This window comes from Apilactobacillus micheneri, assembly GCF_006493595.1.
GTDB lineage: Bacteria > Bacillota > Bacilli > Lactobacillales > Lactobacillaceae > Apilactobacillus > Apilactobacillus micheneri.
This window is the reverse complement of sequence record NZ_QUBI01000003.1, coordinates 90,172-111,672: the sequence shown is the minus strand read 5'-3', so window position 1 is coordinate 111,672 and position 21,501 is coordinate 90,172. Positions and strand designations below refer to the sequence as shown.

Annotated in this window: 16 protein-coding genes, 1 pseudogene and 1 CRISPR repeat array (1 of these 18 only partly in view); of the genes and pseudogenes, 10 read left to right on the top strand and 7 right to left on the bottom strand. The window is 31.2% G+C overall.

From position 1 onward, the window contains the following. Positions 1-32: 32 nt before the first annotated feature. Complete coding sequence (locus tag DY123_RS04240) at positions 33-506, top strand: MarR family transcriptional regulator (RefSeq protein ID WP_140934419.1); 474 nt, start codon at positions 33-35, stop codon at positions 504-506. A 17-nt stretch (positions 507-523) separates the two neighbouring features. Here the strand turns inward: DY123_RS04240 and DY123_RS04235 are convergent, their stop codons facing one another. Together DY123_RS04235 and DY123_RS04230 are read right to left on the bottom strand one after the other, a co-directional pair. Then, the gene (locus tag DY123_RS04235) at positions 524-1,237 is read right to left on the bottom strand and encodes a sulfite exporter TauE/SafE family protein (protein ID WP_225426758.1); all 714 of its coding nucleotides are present in this window, start codon (positions 1,235-1,237) and stop codon (positions 524-526) included. A 108-nt stretch (positions 1,238-1,345) separates the two neighbouring features. Further along, positions 1,346-2,278 carry an aldo/keto reductase gene (locus DY123_RS04230; RefSeq protein ID WP_438830213.1) on the bottom strand — a complete coding sequence of 311 codons (933 nt, stop codon included), beginning with the start codon at positions 2,276-2,278 and terminating at the stop codon, positions 1,346-1,348. A gap of 130 nt (positions 2,279-2,408) precedes the next feature. Here DY123_RS04230 and DY123_RS04225 point away from each other — a divergent pair, with 130 nt between their 5' ends. The 5 genes and pseudogenes from DY123_RS04225 to DY123_RS04205 form a co-directional block, all read left to right on the top strand. After that, entirely contained in the window at positions 2,409-2,969 is a 561-nt protein-coding gene (locus tag DY123_RS04225; protein ID WP_140934417.1) for an NAD(P)H-binding protein, read from the top strand. 22 nt (positions 2,970-2,991) lie between these two features. Continuing rightward, positions 2,992-3,357, top strand: coding sequence for a hypothetical protein (locus DY123_RS04220; RefSeq protein ID WP_108982627.1), 366 nt, complete (start codon positions 2,992-2,994; stop codon positions 3,355-3,357). 123 nt (positions 3,358-3,480) lie between these two features. Beyond that, positions 3,481-7,053, top strand: a complete 3,573-nt coding sequence (locus DY123_RS04215; protein WP_140934416.1) for a PD-(D/E)XK nuclease family protein — start codon at positions 3,481-3,483, stop codon at positions 7,051-7,053. Between the two features lie 2 nt (positions 7,054-7,055). Further along, entirely contained in the window at positions 7,056-10,778 is a 3,723-nt protein-coding gene (addA, locus tag DY123_RS04210; protein WP_140934415.1) for a helicase-exonuclease AddAB subunit AddA, read from the top strand. Positions 10,779-10,861: 83 nt separating this feature from the next. Beyond that, positions 10,862-12,241, top strand: a pseudogene (locus DY123_RS04205) (aldehyde dehydrogenase family protein); the annotation flags it as partial. A gap of 54 nt (positions 12,242-12,295) precedes the next feature. Here DY123_RS04205 and DY123_RS04200 read toward each other — a convergent pair. Then, positions 12,296-12,505 (bottom strand): hypothetical protein, encoded by a 210-nt coding sequence (locus tag DY123_RS04200; RefSeq protein ID WP_140934414.1) that lies wholly within the window; start codon positions 12,503-12,505, stop codon positions 12,296-12,298. A 388-nt stretch (positions 12,506-12,893) separates the two neighbouring features. Between DY123_RS04200 and DY123_RS04195 the strand changes: the two genes are divergently transcribed. Next, the gene (locus tag DY123_RS04195; protein WP_140934413.1) at positions 12,894-14,243 is read left to right on the top strand and encodes a dihydrolipoyl dehydrogenase family protein; all 1,350 of its coding nucleotides are present in this window, start codon (positions 12,894-12,896) and stop codon (positions 14,241-14,243) included. 59 nt (positions 14,244-14,302) lie between these two features. On the opposite strand, the gene DY123_RS04190 is transcribed toward DY123_RS04195, so the two are convergent. After that, on the bottom strand, positions 14,303-14,821 hold the full coding sequence (locus DY123_RS04190) for a GNAT family N-acetyltransferase (protein ID WP_108982632.1): 519 nt from the start codon (positions 14,819-14,821) through the stop codon (positions 14,303-14,305). A 114-nt stretch (positions 14,822-14,935) separates the two neighbouring features. On the opposite strand from DY123_RS04190, the gene DY123_RS04185 reads away from it, so the two are divergent. Next, on the top strand, positions 14,936-15,520 hold the full coding sequence (locus DY123_RS04185) for a hypothetical protein (RefSeq protein WP_140936413.1): 585 nt from the start codon (positions 14,936-14,938) through the stop codon (positions 15,518-15,520). Between the two features lie 194 nt (positions 15,521-15,714). Here the strand turns inward: DY123_RS04185 and DY123_RS04180 are convergent, their stop codons facing one another. Next, on the bottom strand, positions 15,715-16,602 hold the full coding sequence (locus tag DY123_RS04180; RefSeq protein WP_140936204.1) for a hypothetical protein: 888 nt from the start codon (positions 16,600-16,602) through the stop codon (positions 15,715-15,717). Positions 16,603-16,812: 210 nt separating this feature from the next. Here DY123_RS04180 and DY123_RS04175 point away from each other — a divergent pair, with 210 nt between their 5' ends. Continuing rightward, positions 16,813-18,171, top strand: coding sequence for an FAD-dependent oxidoreductase (locus tag DY123_RS04175; protein ID WP_140936412.1), 1,359 nt, complete (start codon positions 16,813-16,815; stop codon positions 18,169-18,171). Positions 18,172-18,573: 402 nt separating this feature from the next. Here the strand turns inward: DY123_RS04175 and DY123_RS04170 are convergent, their stop codons facing one another. Beyond that, on the bottom strand, positions 18,574-19,473 hold the full coding sequence (locus tag DY123_RS04170; RefSeq protein ID WP_140936411.1) for a hypothetical protein: 900 nt from the start codon (positions 19,471-19,473) through the stop codon (positions 18,574-18,576). 143 nt (positions 19,474-19,616) lie between these two features. On the opposite strand from DY123_RS04170, the gene DY123_RS04165 reads away from it, so the two are divergent. Further along, complete coding sequence (locus DY123_RS04165) at positions 19,617-20,102, top strand: Lreu_0056 family protein (protein WP_140936202.1); 486 nt, start codon at positions 19,617-19,619, stop codon at positions 20,100-20,102. Here the strand turns inward: DY123_RS04165 and DY123_RS04160 are convergent, their stop codons facing one another. Further along, on the bottom strand, positions 20,103-20,945 hold the full coding sequence (locus DY123_RS04160) for a replication initiator protein A (RefSeq protein ID WP_140936201.1): 843 nt from the start codon (positions 20,943-20,945) through the stop codon (positions 20,103-20,105). 532 nt (positions 20,946-21,477) lie between these two features. Then, positions 21,478-21,501: a CRISPR direct-repeat array (repeat unit 29 nt); it runs 1,835 nt beyond the window's last position.

Sequence of the window (21,501 nt, the reverse complement as noted above, 5' to 3'; positions counted from 1 at the left end):
TAATAATTCTAATGAATAAAAGGTGAAAAGACATGAATGAAAATGTTAATACAATAATTAATTATATAGGTGATATGTTAAATCGTGATTCAATAAACGATGAAGAAAAATTATGGATGGAATCGCATATTAAAGATCATGAAAAAGCCTATAATTTATTAAAAAAATTAAAGACTAGTGATATTCATTTGATCTCTATAATTAATCGAAAAGGTACTATTTCAGTTAAAAAATTGCCAAAATTATCTAAGATGTCACAACCAACGGTTTCTCGAACCATTAAAAGATTTGCTGAAAATGATATATTAAATCGATACTACAAAGTGCAAAATAGTAAGGAAACAGTAGTCGCTTTAACTATTACTGGAAAAATAATAGCTATGGCACATGTCGATTTAGAAAAACAGATTTATAAAAACCTAGATAATATATTAAGCTCTTATCCTAAGAGGGATGTTGATACTTTTATTGAAATTTTAAATAAAATAAAAAACTTAAGGGTTTAAATTAATCCCTTAAGTTTTTAGAAAAATGCTTTGATAAACAAATAGATTGATAACAAAACAGCGAAAATTCCAACACCATTTTTCATAATTTTAGTTGGAATATATCTGACGATGATTGGACCAATAAAACCACCAATGAATAATCCAATGGCTAAGATAATGATTTCTTTCCAGTATAAATTAGCTACTAAAATAAATACAATAGATGCCATTAAATTAGATGCCAAAGTGGCAACATTTCTAGTGGCATTATAAACATTATATGAACTGTTAGTAATTCGAGACAAAACCGCAATCATAATAACCCCGGCACCAGCACCAAAGTAACCAACATAAATCCCAACTAATCCTAAAAGCACATATTCCCAAAATGTACTTTTAGCGGTTGTCTTTTTATCTTGGTGCTTAGTTGGAATTAAAATGGTACATGCGGCAAAGAAAATCAAAAATGGAATAATTTTTGAAAATGCTTCATTGGAACTATGCAATAACAAGATAGATCCAATAAGTCCACCAACGGCATTTAACAAAATGACAGGGCAAGCGGATTTCCAATGACCTTTTAATTCTCGTAATGATGATATTGTTGAACTAATTCCACTAGAGATTAGGGCCACTGTATTTGAAGCATTAGCTAGTACTGGTGGAATCCCAACTGAAATTAATGCTGGATATGAAATTAAAGAAGCCATGCCAATAATACTATTAATAATTCCAGATATTACACCAATAAAAATTAAAAAAATGATCGTAGAAATTGTGATAGATATCGCTTCCTTTGATAAAAAAGCCAGATTCCAATTTAGAATCTGACTTTTTAATATTATCTATAAATATAATTATAGATTTTTAAATTTTTCATCAATTTCTTGGTAATCAGCATCACTAATAGATGTGTTTAGAGCCTTAGCGTTACTTTGAACTTGTTCTGGCTTCTTAGCACCAGGAATTACAACAGTAATGTCTGGGTTCTTCATGTACCATGCAAGAATTAGTTCAGCCATAGTAACACCATGCTTGTCAGCTAATGGTTTTAAGCTATCAACTGTATCCACGATCTTTTCAAAACGTGAGCCTTCAAAATCAGGGTTACCGTGTCTGATATCATCTTCCGGGAAAGTAACTTCCTTAGAATATTTACCAGTTAGTAATCCAGATGCTAGAGGGAAGAATGGTACAAATGAAATATTGTTTTCTCTTAAGTAAGGGAATAATTCTTTTTCAGCATCACGGTGTAATAGACTGTATTGGTCTTCAACAACATCAACTAATCCATCTTTGTTAGCTTCTTTAATTTGATCTAGTGAGAAGTTTGAAACTCCAATTGCTTTGATCTTACCTTCTTTTTTCATTTCATTTAATGCAGCAACTGCTTCATCTTTAGGAGTGTTGTCATCGGGGAAATGAATATAGAAAATATCAATGTAGTCAGTTTGAAGACGCTTAAGCGCATCGTTAACTGCTTGTTTTAGGAATTCTGGACTGTTATTAATAGTAACTTCGCTACCAGAAGTGTCTTGAGCAGCTTTAGTAGCAATGACAAATTTACTACGGTCATAGCCTTTAATAGCCTTACCAATTAATTCTTCTGAATGGCCCATTCCATATGCAAAAGCTGTATCTAGTAAGGTAATACCTGATTCTAGAGCAGTTTTAACAATTTGAATACCAGTATCATCTTTTAAGTTTGGGAATAAGTTATTTCCACCAACTGCATTAGTACCTAAACCAAGTGCAGTAGATTCAACTGTTGATTTACCAATTTTAACCATAAAATTTGCCTCCTCAATTTTTATTAACATAATAATTATGAACTAAAAATAAGTAATTTTAAAGTATTTTGTAATTCACTCCCTTAATAATGTTTGTTACACTTAAGTTGTGAAAACTGGGGTGGTAAATATGAAGAAAATTTTAGTATTAGGTGGCAACAATTCAGTTGCCAAACAAATGATTACAATGTTTCATGACAATGCATCATACGATGTGAAAGTTCTTAGTGATATTGACTTTGATAATGAAGGTTCATATATTGATGAAGTCAAAGATGTGAACATTATTTATTCATTTTTAGGACCAATGGATGTTGATTTAAACTTTGAAGCATTGTTTTCAGCTTTAGATGAAGTAAATCCACCATTAGAGCAATTTATAATGCTATCAACTGCCGGCATTGATAATGAACTAAATGAAAAAGTTACATATAATAATGTCGATAATGCAAAAGAATATTTAAATGAACAACGATATGCTGTGAAATTGGTCGATGAATATGAAATTCCCTATACAGTTTTAAGACCAGTTGAAATGACACAACAAAATAATGGCAAATTGAAAATTATTGATGAAGGAAAATCAATGGATTATGGTAAAGTTTCTTTTGATAACGTTGCGAATGTAGCTTACAATGTGGTTGTGAAGAAAGAATTTCTTAATCAATCTATTGGATTAATTGAGGAATAATAAATTATTCGAGGTGTAGATTATGGCATTACAATTAAACAAACAACAATTATCCCAAATTAAACAACAATTATCAGCAACTAGAGAAGAATCACACTTAGTTATCTTTAAGAGTGTTGCTAAACAAGGTGGATATATGCATATGATCACCGATTATAATACTTTTGAGCAATTAAAGAATTCTCGTCCAAATATTGAAATGGAAATTGTTAGAGATATCATTCCAGTAACTGATAACTTAGCATATTGGGCAGTGGCACAAGATACTGCTGGACATATGGATCCTAAAGATCAAAATATGCAACAAGTTGCTATGGATATTGAACAATATACTAATAAAGTATTAAAGGAAAATAAGTTACCAGAAAACAAATTACCAGAAGCATAATTAGCGATTTCAAACGTTGTATTTTGAAAATGTTTCATGTGAAACATTTTTAGAATATGGCGTTTTCTTTTTGCAAAATATATAATGATAGATACTATTTAATGAAAAAGAAGGGATAATTTAATGGCACTACAATTTATTTTAGGAACTGCTAGTTATGACCATGAAGCAGTTATTATTGAACAACTTAAAAAATCACTAAATGAAAATCCCAATGATCAGTATTTTTATCTGGTGCCTAACCATATCAAATTTGAGTCTGAAGTTCAGGCCTTAAAAAAGTTAAATTTTAACGATGAATCAATCTATGCGGAAAGTAAATTTCAAACTTTTTCAATCACCCGTTTAGTTTGGTATTACATGAAAAACAATCCTGAATATCAACGTACCCGTTTAAGTGAATCAGGAATTAACATGTTAATTTATCAAATTATTTTAGATCATCAAGATGAATTAACAGTTTTTCGTGGCGAAAGTGGACAGCCAGGATTTATTCAAAAAATTTCCCAACAAATTTCTGAAATGCAAGCAGGTCAAATTGCTGCTGACGATTTAAATACTATTTATGAAAATAATGAACATTTAAAATCTAGTTTACATGATAAAATGCATGATTTTATTATTATTTATCGTGCTTTTGAAGAACAAACTGATGGTAAATATTTATATAAATCGGATGTAATTAATTCATTCTGTGACTATTTGTTAGCAGGTAATCTAGATTTATCTAACAGTCATTTTTACTTTAATGGTTTTAACCAATTTACTGCTCAAGAACGCCACTTAGTTGAAATCTTAATTCAATATGCTAAAAGTGTGACGATCTCTTTAAATTTAGACCGAAAATATGCCAATCAACTACCAGAAAGTCCCAATCTTTTTTATCAATCCGCCAAGTTATACAATCATTTTTATAATTTTGCGCGTGATAATGATACCCATATATTAGTGGATCAAATGGCTAAGCGACAACTTGTTAGCGATGACTTAAAAACATTTGATAAGTATTGGCAACAATCAACTAAATTAGGTGCAATTGATAATGAACCATTAAAAAACAATGAATCCATTCAAGTATTTCTCGCGGATAGTCCATTTTCAGAAGTAGAACATATTGCAACTAAGATTCGGCAGATGGTAGCAACTCAGCATTATCATTATTCTGATTTCTTAGTAATGACTCGTCATCTAGACCGTTATCAAAATGTGTTAGCACCCATTTTTGATTTAGAAGATATTCCTTCTTTTAATGACGTTAGTCGTTCAATGGAAGATCATCCGTTAGTGGAACTAATTAATTCATTATTCAATATTGATCCAGTTAATAGTAAACGCAGTTATCAATATGCCGATGTCATGCGTTTATTAAAAACGGAATTATTTATTCCTAAAGATGAAAATGGCGATTATGTTTCGATTGAAGATTATCGCAGAGCTATAGCTTTAACTGAAAACTTAGTTTTGAAAAACGGCTATGAAGGTAATCGTTGGCTACAAGATGAGGACTGGCAATACGCATGGTTCTCCGATAGTGATTTTGGAGTAAAAGCAGATAAATTTGTGGAAATCGATCAACAAATTAATATGATTCGCCACTTTATTAAAGATAATTTACCTCCATTCTTTAAACGGATTAAAAAAGCTAAAACTGGAGTAAAAGCAGCTCAAATTTTATATGAATTCTTAATTAAGATGGGGGTTGCTGACCAATTAAAAGCATGGCGTAAGCAATCGATTGATGATGGAAAATTAGTTGAAGCTTCGCAACCAGAACAAGTTTGGCAAACATTTTGTAACTTGCTCGATGACTTCGTTTCAATTTTAGGAGATCGTGAATTTAAACTAGAAGACTTCCTATTGTTACTACAAAGTGGTTTTGAAGGTGCTAACTATTCGCAAATTCCTTCAACATTAGACCAAGTTGCGATTTCTGAAAGTGGAATTGTGCAAATGAACAATCGCAAAGTTATTTTTATGATGGGTTCAACTGATGATGTGATGCCTGATAAAGTAACTAATGAAGCTTTATTTAGTGATGCTGATCGTGATGATTTAGAAGATAGTTTTGCTGATGGTCAATATTTGCGTGAAACATCAGAAAAACAAATGGCTAATGATCCATTTTTAAACTATTTAGCATTTTTAGCAGGTAGTGATAAATTAATCTTTTCATATACTTTAGGTGAAGATGATGACAGTTCCATCAATCTTTCTCCATATGTATCACGAATTGTGGATCACTTTAATTTAAATGTGGAACATTTAAAGAGTATGCCCAAAGCTGATGACCCAATCATCAGCCAATTTATTGGAACTAAACGTGCGACTCTAAGGCATTTAGTGCAAGCTAGTCAAAATAGTAAAGCTACTAATACTAAATTAGCACCCGTTTGGCACTATCTTTATAATCAATTAGTTAAAGATAATAATTTAGCGGCATTAACTGATAAATTATTAGGTGGTTTGGATTACAATAATACGCCCACTAAATTAACCGATGATATTATTACTGGACTTTACGGTGATCAAATAAATACTTCGATTTCTAAATTGGAACAATTCTACAGTAATCCTTATGAATATTTCTTGAAGTATGGTTTAAATTTAAAAGAACGTGATGTCTTTGATTTATCACCAGCAAGTACGGGGCAGTTCTATCATGAAGCATTAGACCGCTTAATGCGTGTAGTGAATGAAGAACACGTGGACTTATCAACACTAGATAAACAAGCGATGAATGAATTAGTCGATACAGTCACCGCTAAGATGCTAGAAGATCCTAACGATATGCAATACACAATTTTACAAAGTTCTAGTCGTATGAATTACATTAAATCACAATTGATTAAAACGATTAAACACACGATTGAAACGATGCAAAAACAAAGCCAATTTACTCCAATGCGTCCACGCAAAACTGAAATATCTTTTGGCCAAGTGGGACATAAAAATGATTTAAAACCATTGAAATTTGATATTCCAGAAGATAAAGAAATCAAAACACCAAAATTAATTAATGTACGTGGTCGAATTGATCGGATCGACTATATGAATGTGGATGGCCATGATTATTTAGGAATTGTAGATTACAAATCGAGTGAACGTAAAATGGATTTTGGTCGAGTTTACGATGGAACGTCAATGCAAATGATGACTTATATTGATGTGTTGGCACATAATTTAGGTATCTTTGATGAAGAAGGTAAGGCTGAATTAGCCGGTGCGGTTTACATGCATATTTTTAATCCTAAATATTCCAAGAGTGATTTAAGAAAGACCTTTGAAGATGCAATTTTAAGTAAACAAAAATACCAAGGGATCTTAGTTAATAACGGTGACTTATTGCAAAAAATTGATGAAACGATTGCGGACGAAAAATATGGTAGCTCGAAAGTCTTTCCAATTAGAAAGAAAAAAGATGGTAGTTATTATAAAAGTAGTCCCATTGTGCAACCGGATGATTTAGATTTGTTGTTAAAACATAATGAAAAATTAATTACTAAAGCTGGGCATGATATTTTCTCTGGAGATATTGATATGAAGCCAGCTCGCTGGGGACAAAATCAAGACGCAATGCAGTACACACCTTATCGTTCTATCATGCAATTTGACCCATTATTAAATGAAAACAATTACCGCGATGTCGATGAATATAACCTACCAAGTATTCTAAAGAAGTTAAGGGGTGACAATTAATCATGCAATATACAAAACCACAAAAGCAGGCCGTCTTTGATAGATTTGATAAAAACGTTTTAGTTTCAGCATCTGCTGGATCTGGGAAAACGCGCGTGTTAGTAGATCGAGTCATTAACAAATTATTAAATGAACATATTGATATCGATGAAATGTTGATTTTAACTTTTACTAAAGCAGCAGCGAAAGAAATGCGTGATAGGATTCAAACGGCACTTCGTGAACAGCTTAATCAGACTGATAATAATGACACTAAGGTATTCTTAGTGAAGCAATTACGTCGCTTATCAGTTGCTGACATTTCAACCTTAGATGCCTTTTGTCAGAAAATTGTGCAAAATTACTACTATATTATTAACTTAGATCCGAACTTTCGTTTATTAGCAGACCAAACGGAAAGCCAAATGTTAAAAGAACAGGTCTGGGAAAATGTTAGAGAAGATTTGTATGCTAATGATAAAGATGGTAGTTTTGCTCAATTAACGGAAAACTTCTCGGATGATCGTTCTGACGATGGTTTAACGAACTTAGTTTTCAAAACCTATGATTATGCCAATGTTAATCAAGATCCCATCGAATGGTTGAAGCAAACGCCTAATATCTATGACATTGGTGCTGGTTCCATTACCGATAGTGATTTTTACCAAAAACATTTGTTACCCATTATTGAAAATGAAGTGGCACAACAAAAACTATCATTTGAATCAGCTAAAACAGTTGCTGAAGATAATGGATTAGAAAAAGAAGCTGCTTGCGTACAATTAGACATTGAAGCAATGCAACAACTTTTAGATTCATTAAAACAAAATAAATGGGACGATTTGAGAAAGACATTTAGCGAGGTTAAATTTAAGAGTTTCCCTCGCACCAATAAAGATTATGACGATGTGGATAAAGCTACTCATGACCGCATTAAAAATATTCGAAATGATGCTAAAAAAGCCTTTCAAAAATTACCTGATAAATATTTTGCATTAAATGAAGCTGATAATTTATCAATTATGCAAGCTTCTAAAAAATTAGTGGATAAATTAGTACGAGTAGTTCTAACGTTTAGTGATAATTATCAACAAGCGAAGTTGAAACGCCATGCACTAGAATTTATTGATTTGGAACATTACGCTTATGATATTTTGAGTGGTGATAATGCAAAATCAAAAGGTATTCGTGAAATTCTACAATCACAATATAATGAAATTATGATTGATGAATATCAAGACAATAATCGATTGCAAGATGCCATTATTTCAACGGTCGCTAAGCAAAATCCTAGCAATATGTTTATGGTGGGGGATGTTAAGCAATCCATTTATCGTTTCCGTTTAGCGGATCCTTCAATGTTTATTGATCGAATGGATAGTCAAGATGATGACACCATCGTGTTACCTGATAACTTCCGTTCAGCTAAAAACATTGATGAATTTATTAATTTAATTTTTACGCAAATTATGGATAAACAAATTGGGGACATCGACTATACAGACGCTGCTAAATTAAAAGCTGGTGCGAAGTACCCTGATGATTTAACGGCGAATGTTGATTTATTAATGTATGAAAGCAAAGATGCTGATGAAGAAGCAGTTGATGAACAATTTCAAATTCAAGATAGTGCGCATGGACAAATTGAAATTGTTGCACAAAAAATTGATGAAATGATTAATAAACAAATGCCAGTTTATGATCGTAAGCAGCAAACGATGCGTCCGGTTGAATATTCAGATATCGCCATTATTTCTTCAACTAGAAACAATAATTTAGTCTTATCTGATATTTTTGGTAGTCATAATATTCCATTAATTGTGAATGGAGCGCAAAGCTATTTCAAAACCACTGAAATTCAAATTATGATGGCACTATTGAGTATTATTGATAATCCATACCAAGATATTCCATTAGTCGCAGTGTTACGTTCACCGATTGTTGGTTTGAATGAAAATCAGTTAGCTTACTTAAGGATTAATGCTAAAACTGGTGATTACTTTAATGCAGTGCTTAAATTTATGCATGATTATCCAACAACTGCAGATACTGAATTTGGGAATCAAGTTTTCGATAAAATTAAAGTCTTTTTAGAACAATTAAATAAATTTAGAAATATTGCTCAACAACATGAAATTGTGGATTTAATTTGGCATATTTATCAAACAACTGGTTTCTTAGATTATGTAGGTGGAATGCCTGCTGGAAAACAACGCCAAGCTAATTTACATGCACTTTATGAACGCGCTTTTGACTATGAAAAAACTAGTTTTAAAGGATTGTTCCAATTCGTGCGTTTTGTTCGTCATATGCAAGAACGAAATGAAGATTTAGATGAAGCCAATGCTGATGAAAATACTAATGCGGTCTCTGTTATGACCATTCATGGAAGTAAGGGACTAGAATTCCCAGTGGTATTTTTGATTGATGCATCTCATGGATTTAATCAACAAGATAGCAAACAACCATATGTATTAAACGACCAATTAGGTTTAGGGATTACTTATTTAAATCCTAATAATCGAGTTAAAGAAGATACTTTGCAGCGCCAAGTTGTTACACAAGTGGAAAACAAAGGGCTATTAGCTGAAGAAATGCGTAAATTATATGTGGCTTTAACCCGTGCGGAACAACAATTATTCATTGTTGGAGCTACTAAGAATGGCAATGATCGTACTAAGATTATTGATGCCTGGCAAAAAGCTGCTCATAGTAATGAGCTCTTGTTATCCAATGCTTTAAGAAGTGGCGCCAAAAATTATTTAGATTGGATTGGGCCAGCATTAGTTCGTCATCCACGTTTTCGTGAAAAATTTGGGGATGATATTAGTTACACTGGTTTAAATGATGATATAACGCAATTTGATGTAAACTTTTATAATCAAAATGATTTATCGAAAAATCTAATTAGTGGTGATAACACTGATAATAAGGAGTGGTTAGCGGCATTTAAAAAATTAGCTAAGCAACCACTACCAGAAGATATTAATGTCGATAAGATTGATCAAATTATGGATTATCAATATCCAGATCAAGTGGCCACGCAAACAACTGCTTATCAATCAGTTTCCGAAATTAAACGTTTATTTGAAGATCCCGATAACATCACTTTAGGGAACTACGATGAAGACTGGCAAGAAAATAAACAAAGTAGTCGGTATGTAAATAGTGATTTTAATGAGCCACAGTTTATGCAAGCAGTTAGTCAACCTAGTCCGGCTGAAGTCGGAACGGCAACCCATTTGATTTTACAAGAATTAGACTTATCCAAACGACCATCTAATCAAGAAATTATTGATTTAATTGAAAGGTTAGTGGCAGATCAAGTGATTACTAAAGAAGTGGCTGCTAAGATTGATGTCGATGAAGTAGTTAAATTATTTGATACTGATTTAGGACAGTTAATCTTAGAAAATCATGATAAATTATCACGAGAAGCACCATTTTCAATGTTGATGAATGCTAATTTAGTCTTTAATGGCTTTGATAAAGATAGCGATGAAAAAATATTAATTCACGGAATTATTGATGGCTATCTAGAATTTTCTGACCATGTGGTGCTATTTGATTACAAAACTGATTATATTGGTAATCATAATGTTGATCAGCATGTCGCAAAAATTATTGACAAATACCGTGGTCAAATCAATCTCTATGCGAAAGCATTATCTAATATTTTAAATAAACCAGTGACTGGTAAATATTTATATTTATTATCAATTAACCAAGCTGAAAAAATTGATTAGATTCGTCTCAGAATAGTTGAATGCATTTTGTGAAATTTGTTACAATTTAATAGTAGTCATATATTAGGATTTTCTGAAGGAGGATGTTCTTAATGGTTCAAGTTGATGAAATGATTAATGAATTAGTAAAAAAATCAAATGATGCATTGAAAACGATGATGACTTTTGATCAAGCAAAAGTAGACAAGATTGTGGATGCAATGGTAAAAGCTGGTTTGGAACATAGTAAAGAATTAGCTAATATGGCCTATGAAGAAACTGGTCGTGGGGTTGCTCATGATAAAGCAATTAAAAATATCTTTGCTTCTGGTCAAGTCGGTCATCGCATTAAAGACCATAAAACAGTGGGAATTGTTGATAAGAACAGCGAAAGAAAGACTGTTAAAGTTGCTGAACCACTTGGTGTTTTAGCTGGAATTACTCCAGTTACTAACCCAACTTCAACAACTTTATTCAAAGCTATTTTGGCAATGAAAACTAGAAATCCAATTATTTTTAGTTTCCATCCTCAAGCTATGAAGAGTTCATCAAAAGCTGCTCAAGTGGTATTAGATGCTGCAGTTTCTGCAGGTGCTCCAAAAGAAAGTATCCAATGGATTACTGAACCAAGTATTGAAGCTACTAACAAATTAATTAATAATGACGGGGTCGCAACTACTTTAGCTACTGGTGGTCCTGCTATGGTTAAAGCTGCTTATTCAACTGGTAAACCAGCATTAGGTGTTGGTCCCGGTAATGGTCCACTTTATGTTGAAAAATCAGCTGATTTAGAAGCTGCTGCTAATGATATTTTGGCATCTAAGACCTTTGATAATGGGATGATTTGTGCCACTGAAAATAGTTTAGTTATTGATAATGATATTTATGATGACTTAAAGGGTAAATTAACCGATAAAGGTGTTTACTTTGTTAAAGAATCTGATCAAGAAAAATTAGCTAAAACTATGTTCAACGAAAAAACTGGTGGTGTGAATGGCCCAATCGCTGGTCGTCCTGCTACTAAGATTGCTGAAATGGCTGGAATTGAAGTGCCTGCTGATACTAAATTATTAGCTGCTGAATTAACTGGTATTGGTAAAGATTACCTATTATCAGGTGAAAAATTATCACCAGTTGTTTCAGTATATAAGGCAAATGACCGTAAAGAGGCCTTCAGAATTGTTGAAGCATTGTTGAACTATGGTGGTTTAGGTCATACTGCTGCTATTCGTACAACTGATGATGACTTAGTTACTGAATTTGGATTAACTATGAAAGCATGTCGTATTCTAGTTAATACCCAATGTGGAATTGGTGGTGTTGGTGACATTGTTAATGGCATGGATCCATCATTAACTCTTGGAACTGGTTCATGGGGTTATAACTCCATTTCTCATAATGTAACTGATTCAGATTTATTAAACTATAAAACAATTGCTTACCCACTAGAAAATAAGAATTTTGAACAATTAGTTGATAAGTATATGTAAGATAATAAAAGCTCGCTAAGAAAATTTCTTAGCGAGCTTTTATTTTTTCTAAATGACTTTTTCTCTAGAAGGGTGAGTACTTTCTAGTCTAACGCTTAATAAAGCATTGTCACCTTTTCTAAATATATCTACATATGGTGAAATTGATTTGTTGCCATTGTTTTTTTCTGCATTATTATTGATTTTGTTAATTAAATTAATTAATGACTTAGACAAGTTTTTTAAATCATCTTTGGTTAGAATGTTATTTCTGTCCAAATTGATTGAATTTTCTTCCTCTTCAATATAATGAAATATTTTATTTTTAATAGTTTTATCTTTAATCCAATAATCACACCTAATAATATTATGAATAAAATATCTTCTTCTATAGCTGTCTTTATATTTTACTTCAGCTTTTGATTTATTTTTATATGGATGTAATTGGACATTACTATATTTTGAATTTAATAATATTTTCTTTATTAAATCGTTGATTTTATTATCCCCTTATTAATTATTCTTCATTTTATTTTTATCAAATCTATGGTAACACTATTTTTTTATTATTATCACCATAATTTAGTGAGCTTTTTAAGATATTTTTAGTTTGAATTTTGCTACACTGTTTAACAACTAAACAATGTAGATAGAAGGAATAATAATTATGACTAAAAAATATGATGTTATGTTCATTGGTAGTGGCCATGCTACATGGCATGGAGCTTTGAAATTAGCTCAAAAAGGTAAAAAGGTGGCTTTGATTGAAGGGGACAAAATTTTTGGTACTTGTACCAATTATGGCTGTAATGCTAAGTTCTTATTAGATCGACCTGCTGACGTTGTACACCAAGTCGAAAATACTACTGGTCTAAAAGGCGAAGTGCAAATTGATTGGCCAACCTTAATGGATCATAAACATAAGATGTTAGATTCAGATCCTGATCATAAGGCTATCAGAAAATCATTCCCTAAATTAGGTATTGATATCATTGATGGCTGGGGTTCAATTAAAGATAAAAATCATGTGCAAGTTGGTGAAGATATTTATGAAACTGACTATATTGTGATTGGAACTGGTCTTCGTCCTTCTAAATTGAATATTGAAGGTCAAGAATATTTACATGATAGCCGTGACTTTTTAAGCATGCCTACGATGCCTAAACATATCACTTTTATTGGAACTGGGATTATTTCGTATGAATTTGCTGATTTAGCACGTGCGGCAGGAGCAGAAGTTGAAGTGATCGGACATTCGGATCAACCATTACGTAATTTCTACCCTAAATATGTTAAAAAACTAACAAAGAGAATGAAGAAAAACGGTATCAATTTTGATTTCAATCAAAATGTTGAATCGGTTACTAAGACTGATGATGGTTTTGTTTTGAAGACTAAAGAGGGCTTAGAAGTTAATACTGAATATGTATTAGATGCTACTGGTCGTATTGCTAATTATGAAAATCTAGGTTTAGATAAATTAGGGATTGAAGCTAGTCGTAAAGGAATTAAAGTTGATGATCATCTAAGAACTAGTGTTAAGAATATCTTTGTAAGTGGGGATGCAATTGATAAAAAAGAACCTAAGTTGACTCCAACTGCTACTTTTGAATCTAATTACATTGCCAAAGATATTTTAAATGATGATAATCCAGCTATTAAATACCCACCAATTGCTGAAGCATTATTCTCATTACCACGTTTGGCTCAAGTTGGACTAAAGGTTCAAGATGTTAAAGATAATGATGACTATGAAATTAAGAAAGTTCCATATGGAATGTTAGTATTTGAACCTGCTGATAGGAATACATCTGAAGCAACAATTATTCTAAATAAAGAACATCAAATTGTTGGAGCTACCATTTTAGGTGGTCAATCAGTTCAAATTGCTAATGCGTTGTCTATCATTATTAGTAAAAAAATGACTCCAGAAGAAGTGGACGAAGCTGCTATTATGGCATTTCCTGACGATATATACGGAATTGTGCAATTACTAACAGGAGCTTTACCAGGTTAAGATAAAAAATAAGCGGCTAAATTTATTTTTTAATTTAGCCGCTTATTTTTTACATTTGTTTATCTAACTGTTTTCTTGAACAATAAGTCTCTTTGTTGATCATTGCCTAATTGGAAAACGTGATCATCGAATTCTCTGAAGCCCATTCTTTTGTAGAAATGAATAGCGGCTGCATTATTTTCCCATACACCTAACCAAACATTACTTAGACCATTCTTTTTGGCTTGTTCCATTGCATAGTTGATTAAGAATGTGCCTAGACCTTTTCTTTTAAATTCTTTTTTGATGTAAATTCTTTCTACTTCTAAGGCATCTTTAACTTTAATTTCTGACTGGCTATCCCCAATGTTTAATTTTAAATATCCAGCTAACTTATGATCACAAAAAACAAATTTGAAATTACTATTTTGATCATTAATTTCTTTTTTTAGTTCATCAACATTGTAGGCTGTATCAAAGTAATTTTGCATATCTGCTTCACTATTATAGTCGCCAAATGTGTCTCTAAAAGTTTCAATACTGATGTCTCTTAATGTCTCAACATTATCGTTCTTTATGGGTGTCATATTAATATTCATAATTAAACCTCCACTTATCCATATTTTATCTTTATTCTAAACAAAGATTGTCATACGTTCAATCTAGGCTTAGTATTTGGTTAAGTGTTAATTTTAAATTTGGAGGATGTATTTATGAGATCACATAAAATTATTGCATTCATGACAGCAACATTATCAATATTTGTAGTTGCCTTTGCTTTAAATATTGGTAATACCAATGCTGCTCATAAAAATATTTGGCATAAAGGTAATCCTAAAGTGCTTGTTCGTAAGGGTAGTTGGAGTACTAATTATATAAAACATGGTGGTAATAAACATAGTAAATTTGCTTTGGAACAACCGGGATATAATAGAGCTTTTACTTCATTCACATCTGGCATGGGTTACAATCCAATGACTATTAATTATAATATGAAGAAAAAAGAGATTGGTAGTGGAGTTCCATATTCAGCAATGGCAGGAATGAATCCACATTATAAATATTTAGGCAATAATTATTATTTATTAAAAGCAGGTGCAATGCCATCTAAACAACATAGTGCCATGTATTATGAATTTAATGATTCTGGCATGACTGGAGTTACTAATTTAGTTAAAGTACATGATAAAAATCATATTTATATTTGGTCTTTTGATAGTAATAAAACCAAAAATAATAAATTAAACAGTAAAAAGAGTTACGATGGATACTTTATTTATAACAATAAACAAAAATAAAATTATTATTTAATAAAGACAAAAAATAACCGCTTCAGCTATGGCCAGCTAGCGGTTATTGTTACATTTAATCAATAGTATCCACCGTCTTAAACGGCTTTACATAGAAGTCCTGTACTAGCAGGACTTATTTTTATTTATAATTATATAATATCATAGACACTTAATATGCAATTATTTACTAATTTGCTTAACTATTTAATCTGAACATTTCTCAAATTCTTTAGCAATTCACCATAAGTTACACATTTAGGGACTTTAACAAAATCCTGCATATTAAAGGTAGTTCTATCGTTGGAGTTATTTTCGTAACCCTTTAAGTTCATGATTAAGTCATCATCAATCATTTTATTTAAAGCTTTATGTTGCTTAGGATACTTATTCATAAAGGCAACATCATCTTCATTAAATAATCTGAAATCTTTGGCCGCCATCATATGAGCATCTAATAGGATACTGCATAATAGCAATTTATTTTGTGCTTGATTACCTTTTAACAAGCTTAATAAAGTATTTCTGGAAGCCTTTTTATCAGGAACTTGAATGGCAATTTCAGAAATTAGCTCAATAAACTTATCTAATTGTTGATCTTCTTTATTTACATAATTATCAATGTTTGATTGATCATTTGTAACCACGTAATTTAAGTAATCTTTGACGCGGTAATCCAATTCTTTATAAGTTACTACTTTAGGTAAACCATTCTTGATCAAATTATCTAAAGTAAATTTAACACTGATACCACCAGTTTTATTAGGATTTTTATTAATGCTGCCAAACTTATCTAAATCAATTAACTCTCGTTTATTAGCATCATTTATTAGTTTATTTTTAAATTGTTTAGGTAACTTAATTGCATCATCATCACAAATTTTTAGTAATTTATTAGTTAAATCGCCAACTGTAACTAAGTTAAATTGGCCCTTAGTTTTAACATATTCATTAATCAATTTATTTTTATCTGGAATCTTAGTTTTTAAATCATTTTTTACATAATCTAAAATACTATCCAAGCTAACTGATTGGTTAGGGTAATCTTTCGCAATTTTTTGTACTAAAGATAAAATATTATAGTCAAACATAATAACTCCACCTTTCTCACAAAACCTTCTACTTAAAGTATAGTAGGATTAAATTAAAGACTATAATATTTTGTTTCAAAACTATGAAGTCATATAATTTGTAATAACAAAATATATTTGTTATATTATTCACAGTTGATCAGTTAATAATGATTATAAAGTAAAAAATGTTATAAACTGGTTTGAGGATGAAAGGTAGGTTTATATATTATGAAAGTTATCGTTTTAGGTTCTTCTCATGGTGGTTATGATGCGGTCAGTCAAATTTTATCAGACGCACCAGATACCGAAATTCAATGGTATGAAAAGGGAGATTTCATTTCTTTCCTATCTTGTGGGATGCAATTATATCTGGAAGGGGTAGTTAAACATGTTAATGATGTTAGCTATGCTAAACCAGATCAAATGCATAAAGCAGGCGTGGATGTTTTTGTAAAACAAGAAATCAGCGCAATTGATCCTGCAAATCATTCTGTTCACGTTTTAAACCACAATGATGGCACTGAACGTGATGAACACTATGATAAATTAATCATCAGTCCCGGTGCTAATCCAGCAAGCCTTGGCGTTAAAGGTGAAGACTTACAAAACATTTATAAAATGCGTGGTCGTGACTGGGCAATTAAATTAAAGGAAAAAACAGTTGATCCTACTGTTAAAAATGTTGCAGTGATTGGTTCTGGTTACATTGGAATTGAAGCTGCTGAAGTTTTCGCTAAAGCTGGCATGCATGTTTCAATTATTGAATTTAATGAACGACTATTAGGTGCTTATCTAGATCAAGAATTCACTGATACCTTAACCAAGGTTATGAAAGAACATAATGTTGATTTTTATGGAAACCAAGGAGTATCTGAATATCGTGGTGAAGATGGTAAAGTAACTACTGCAGTGACATCAAAGGGAAACGAAATTCCTGCTGATTTAGTAGTAGAAGCTGCTGGAATTCGTCCTAATACTGAATGGTTAAACGGAGTCGTTGATTTAGATGACCATGGCTTCATTAAGAATAATGAATATATGCAAACTAGTGAATCCGACATTTATGCAATTGGGGATGCAACTTTAGTACCATTTGCACCAACTGGTGAAAAATCAGTTATTGCATTGGCAACTAATGCTCGTCGTGAAGGTCGTACTGCTGCGATGAATGCATTAGGCCAAGAACATAAAATGGTACCAGTTTCTGGATCCAGTGCATTATCTGTCTTTGATTATAAATTCGCTTCCACTGGAATTAAGGAAGGTACTGCTTCACGTTTTGATGTTAAGACTCAATCAACAACAGTAACCGATACTTTTAGACCAGCTTTTGTGCCAGATGAAGCTGGAAACGCCAAAGTATTATTTAAACTAACTTATAATCCTGAAACTCATGAAATCTTAGGTGGCCAAGTTATGTCTAAACAAGATGCCACTCAAAATATGAATACTATTTCATTAGCAATTCAAGCTCACATGAAAGTTGAAGATCTAGCTTATGCTGACTTCTTCTTCCAACCAGGCTTTGATCGTCCTTGGAATATTATGAATGTGGCTGCTCAACAAGCACTTAAAGATTTAAAATAATTTAAAATTAAAACGACCAATCTTCAAAAAGATTGATCGTTTTTTATTGCTTTAATTTGGGTAAACTCAATACAATTGTATAGCATAAGTGGCATATAAATGTTGGCATGATTAGCGTGCCAATCATACATAGGAAGAATTCAAATATTAATAATAAGCTATTAAAAATAGTAATCGTTTTAAAGTAACTTACATAAAAGAATATAATTACTTGAATAATTAAAAACATAATCAAACAGACATTAGATATGATATAAGCATATATTCTTATTAGTTCATATAAAGTGAAATTTCCGCCTGCACTAAATAACATATTTAGGATTAAGCCTAATATCAGCATAATGTCTAAAAATGCCATAATAATGTTAGCTAGCTGCTTTAAAATATAGATATAATTTCTCCTTATTTTTCTTTTTTATATTTCAATCCTAATCCAACAAAGATTGCGACGATAGTTACTGCAAAAATTAGCATACCACCCATATCAGAATTATCATCGTCTGATTCATTTTTTATTTTTTGGACTAGTTGCTTAATTTCATTCTTGATCTTATTTTGATACTTTTCAGTTGCAGGTTCGATAACATGACCAGTGAATTTATCATTAACTTTATTTAAAATCATGGGTTCATTATCAAAGGTTAAATTATTATCCTTAATGAATTGTTTACCAGTATCACTATTGGCGATAACGATTGGTATATCTGGATAAATATCTTTGAAATAATTACTGTATACGTTGTTAGGAGTAACAATTATTTTCTTTTGATTTTTTAAATCATTGATATTATTGACTGGATTAGGAATCTTATTAGTGATTTTAATTCGATTATAGTAGCGCTTTAGTTCACGTAATCGATTGTGATTGTAACCATTAGAATCACTATTGTCTAAATTGTGATTACTTACAAAATACCAATATGGTAGTTGATTTTTATTACTATCACTTGGTTTTTTTATTTCATTATATTTTCCATAATCGTCATTATTATTAATATTTTTATTGTCGTTTTTATTTATCTTGGTTTGTTGATCAATATCCTTGTCAGAAGCATCTTCATTGGCATTATCCGACATTTCATCAGTATCCATATTATGCTTGGTATTAGTGTTAGTGGTTTCATCTTCATGTTCTGCGCCAGTAGTCTCATTTTCTTCATGAGTTGTTGTAGTTTCTTCATGGGGAGTGGTTTCAGTAACGTGCGCACCAGTGCTAAATGCAAAAGCATTAATTTCAAATGAATTGATTCCTATGAACAAGCTTGCGGCGATGCATAGTAAAAGTTTATTAGTTAATTTCATGATTACTATGCTCCTTTCAAATATGTATTTTAAAGACGAATGATATTTTAGCACTTTATATATGAAAGAAAACCCTTTATGAAAATTTCTATATAAAATGTATAATATATTTGTAATCTATATATAGAAAGAAGTATTCATTTATGTTGAAAAATAAAAAATCAATCATTGTCTTATTAATTGCAATGTTATTTATTCCAATGACACTAACTTCAATTAATAGCCAATCTGCAAGTGCTAATACTACATATAATCGTTATAAATTAAACGATAAAAAGTTAGGTATTATGATGACGTTTAAGTATTTATATTCACCTAAAATGGTTAAAGCATATTCAAAAGCAGGTGCAATGGCCTATGCTGATAGTAAGCATGCTAATATGCTAAAGGGATATTCATATGTGACTGGTCAAGGTGATCCTACTAGTTTTATTTATTACAAGCACAATGGGAATACTGCTTATTATAAATACTGGTACGTGGGTCCTAAGCAAGATGTTGCGCATGGTCATTTTATTAAGCAACGTCATGTATCAATTAAATATTTAGTTAATAAATATTATCATAGTAAATCCCAAAAGAATGCCGTTAATTACTATGCAAGTAAATTGAAAAACGATAATTATTAATTAGATAATGGGGATGTTAAAATCCTTCATTACATGCATATTCATACGGTCATGATAATCTAAAACCGCATCATCAAAAAACTTATATAAGGATTTTGCAATATAAGCAGTTTTGTTATGTAGTTTATGATTAGTTTTCGTTTGAATGATTAAATTACGCATCGTTTTAACTAAATTATCTTGCATATGACAATTAGTTTCAAAATGTAATGCTTTCCTAGCTTCAATGTAGCCGTGCTTTATTGCACGCTTCAGTGAAGTTTTTTTCGTTTTGAAAATGAGTTGTGCATATTGATATAAACAATGCGCATTCTCAGAATATTTCACTAAGACATTAATTAAGTCTGGTTCGAAGGCCGCTTTAGCTTTTAAACCATCGACCACATTTTGCATTAAATCAAATTCACTAATGTTTACCGGCTGATTTTGGTGATTAATATTAACACCTGCTGTAACAGTTGTCTTATTAGTGTTATGTTTAGAGTTAGTTTGATTAGAGTTGCTAGAATCAACTTGGGTGGGTTTAGAATCTACACTATCATCATGAAAATGTGGTAAAAAGAAACGCGTGGCGCCATTAAAGACTTTTTTCTTAATGACATAACCTAATTCCGCTAATTTCTTGTAAACGTTAATTACCGTATTGCGACTAACACCTAAATCTTTAATCATTTCTTCCACCGTATAAATCGCATAATAGGCATTCACTTTTTTATCAAAAAATTCACGACGCTTGATTGAAGATTGCATGCGGTCATATAAGTAAGCATAGGCTAATCTAGCATCATTATTTAAACGGTTATCTTTACGTAAATCAATATCAAATTTAATAAATTGTTTCATTATTATCCATCCTTTTTGGACAGAAAAAGAGGGCACAAGTAATAAACTTGTCCCCTCATATATGTAAGATATATTGAAACGAATCCTTAGCTCTTATATAATAACTAAGGAGCGTTAAAGGTTAACAAGTAGTCCGATTACTTTGTTAGCTGGTCGATAATTACTGGTAATAATTGTCGATCAACGCTCTTTTTCTATGTTTTATTTTTAGTATGTTTATAAGTATAGCGGTTTTTGGGTGGGGTGTAAATAAGAAGATTTTATATTGATATAACATTATTAATCATATAAAATAATATTTGTAGCATAATATGCTTCTTTTATTTAATTTTCAATAAACTCATCACAAGATAATCTATATTGATTGTCTTTTCTTTATTACATTAAGTGGTCATGAATTAAATTTCATGGCCACTTTTTTATTTTAAATAATTATGTATGAATAAATAATTATTAATGTTAATATAATAAAAGTAAATGTAATTTGCATTTATTAAAAATGTAATTGTTGTTATATCAGCTTTTTCTAAGTGTATATCCCGCAGACGCGGGAGTG

Excerpts from the sequence above, each read along its gene's own strand:
- DY123_RS04230 (WP_438830213.1), bottom strand. The coding sequence starts at position 2,278 with ATGGTTAAAATTGGTAAATCAACAGTTGAATCTACTGCACTTGGTTTA.
- DY123_RS04160 (WP_140936201.1), bottom strand. The coding sequence starts at position 20,945 with ATGAAACAATTTATTAAATTTGATATTGATTTACGTAAAGATAACCGT.
- DY123_RS04225 (WP_140934417.1), top strand. The coding sequence starts at position 2,409 with ATGAAGAAAATTTTAGTATTAGGTGGCAACAATTCAGTTGCCAAACAA.
- DY123_RS04175 (WP_140936412.1), top strand. The coding sequence starts at position 16,813 with ATGAAAGTTATCGTTTTAGGTTCTTCTCATGGTGGTTATGATGCGGTC.
- addA (WP_140934415.1), top strand. The coding sequence starts at position 7,056 with ATGCAATATACAAAACCACAAAAGCAGGCCGTCTTTGATAGATTTGAT.
- DY123_RS04190 (WP_108982632.1), bottom strand. The coding sequence starts at position 14,821 with ATGAATATTAATATGACACCCATAAAGAACGATAATGTTGAGACATTA.
- DY123_RS04185 (WP_140936413.1), top strand. The coding sequence starts at position 14,936 with ATGAGATCACATAAAATTATTGCATTCATGACAGCAACATTATCAATA.
- DY123_RS04170 (WP_140936411.1), bottom strand. The coding sequence starts at position 19,473 with ATGAAATTAACTAATAAACTTTTACTATGCATCGCCGCAAGCTTGTTC.
- DY123_RS04220 (WP_108982627.1), top strand. The coding sequence starts at position 2,992 with ATGGCATTACAATTAAACAAACAACAATTATCCCAAATTAAACAACAA.
- DY123_RS04215 (WP_140934416.1), top strand. The coding sequence starts at position 3,481 with ATGGCACTACAATTTATTTTAGGAACTGCTAGTTATGACCATGAAGCA.
- DY123_RS04165 (WP_140936202.1), top strand. The coding sequence starts at position 19,617 with ATGTTGAAAAATAAAAAATCAATCATTGTCTTATTAATTGCAATGTTA.
- DY123_RS04195 (WP_140934413.1), top strand. The coding sequence starts at position 12,894 with ATGACTAAAAAATATGATGTTATGTTCATTGGTAGTGGCCATGCTACA.
- DY123_RS04240 (WP_140934419.1), top strand. The coding sequence starts at position 33 with ATGAATGAAAATGTTAATACAATAATTAATTATATAGGTGATATGTTA.
- DY123_RS04180 (WP_140936204.1), bottom strand. The coding sequence starts at position 16,602 with ATGTTTGACTATAATATTTTATCTTTAGTACAAAAAATTGCGAAAGAT.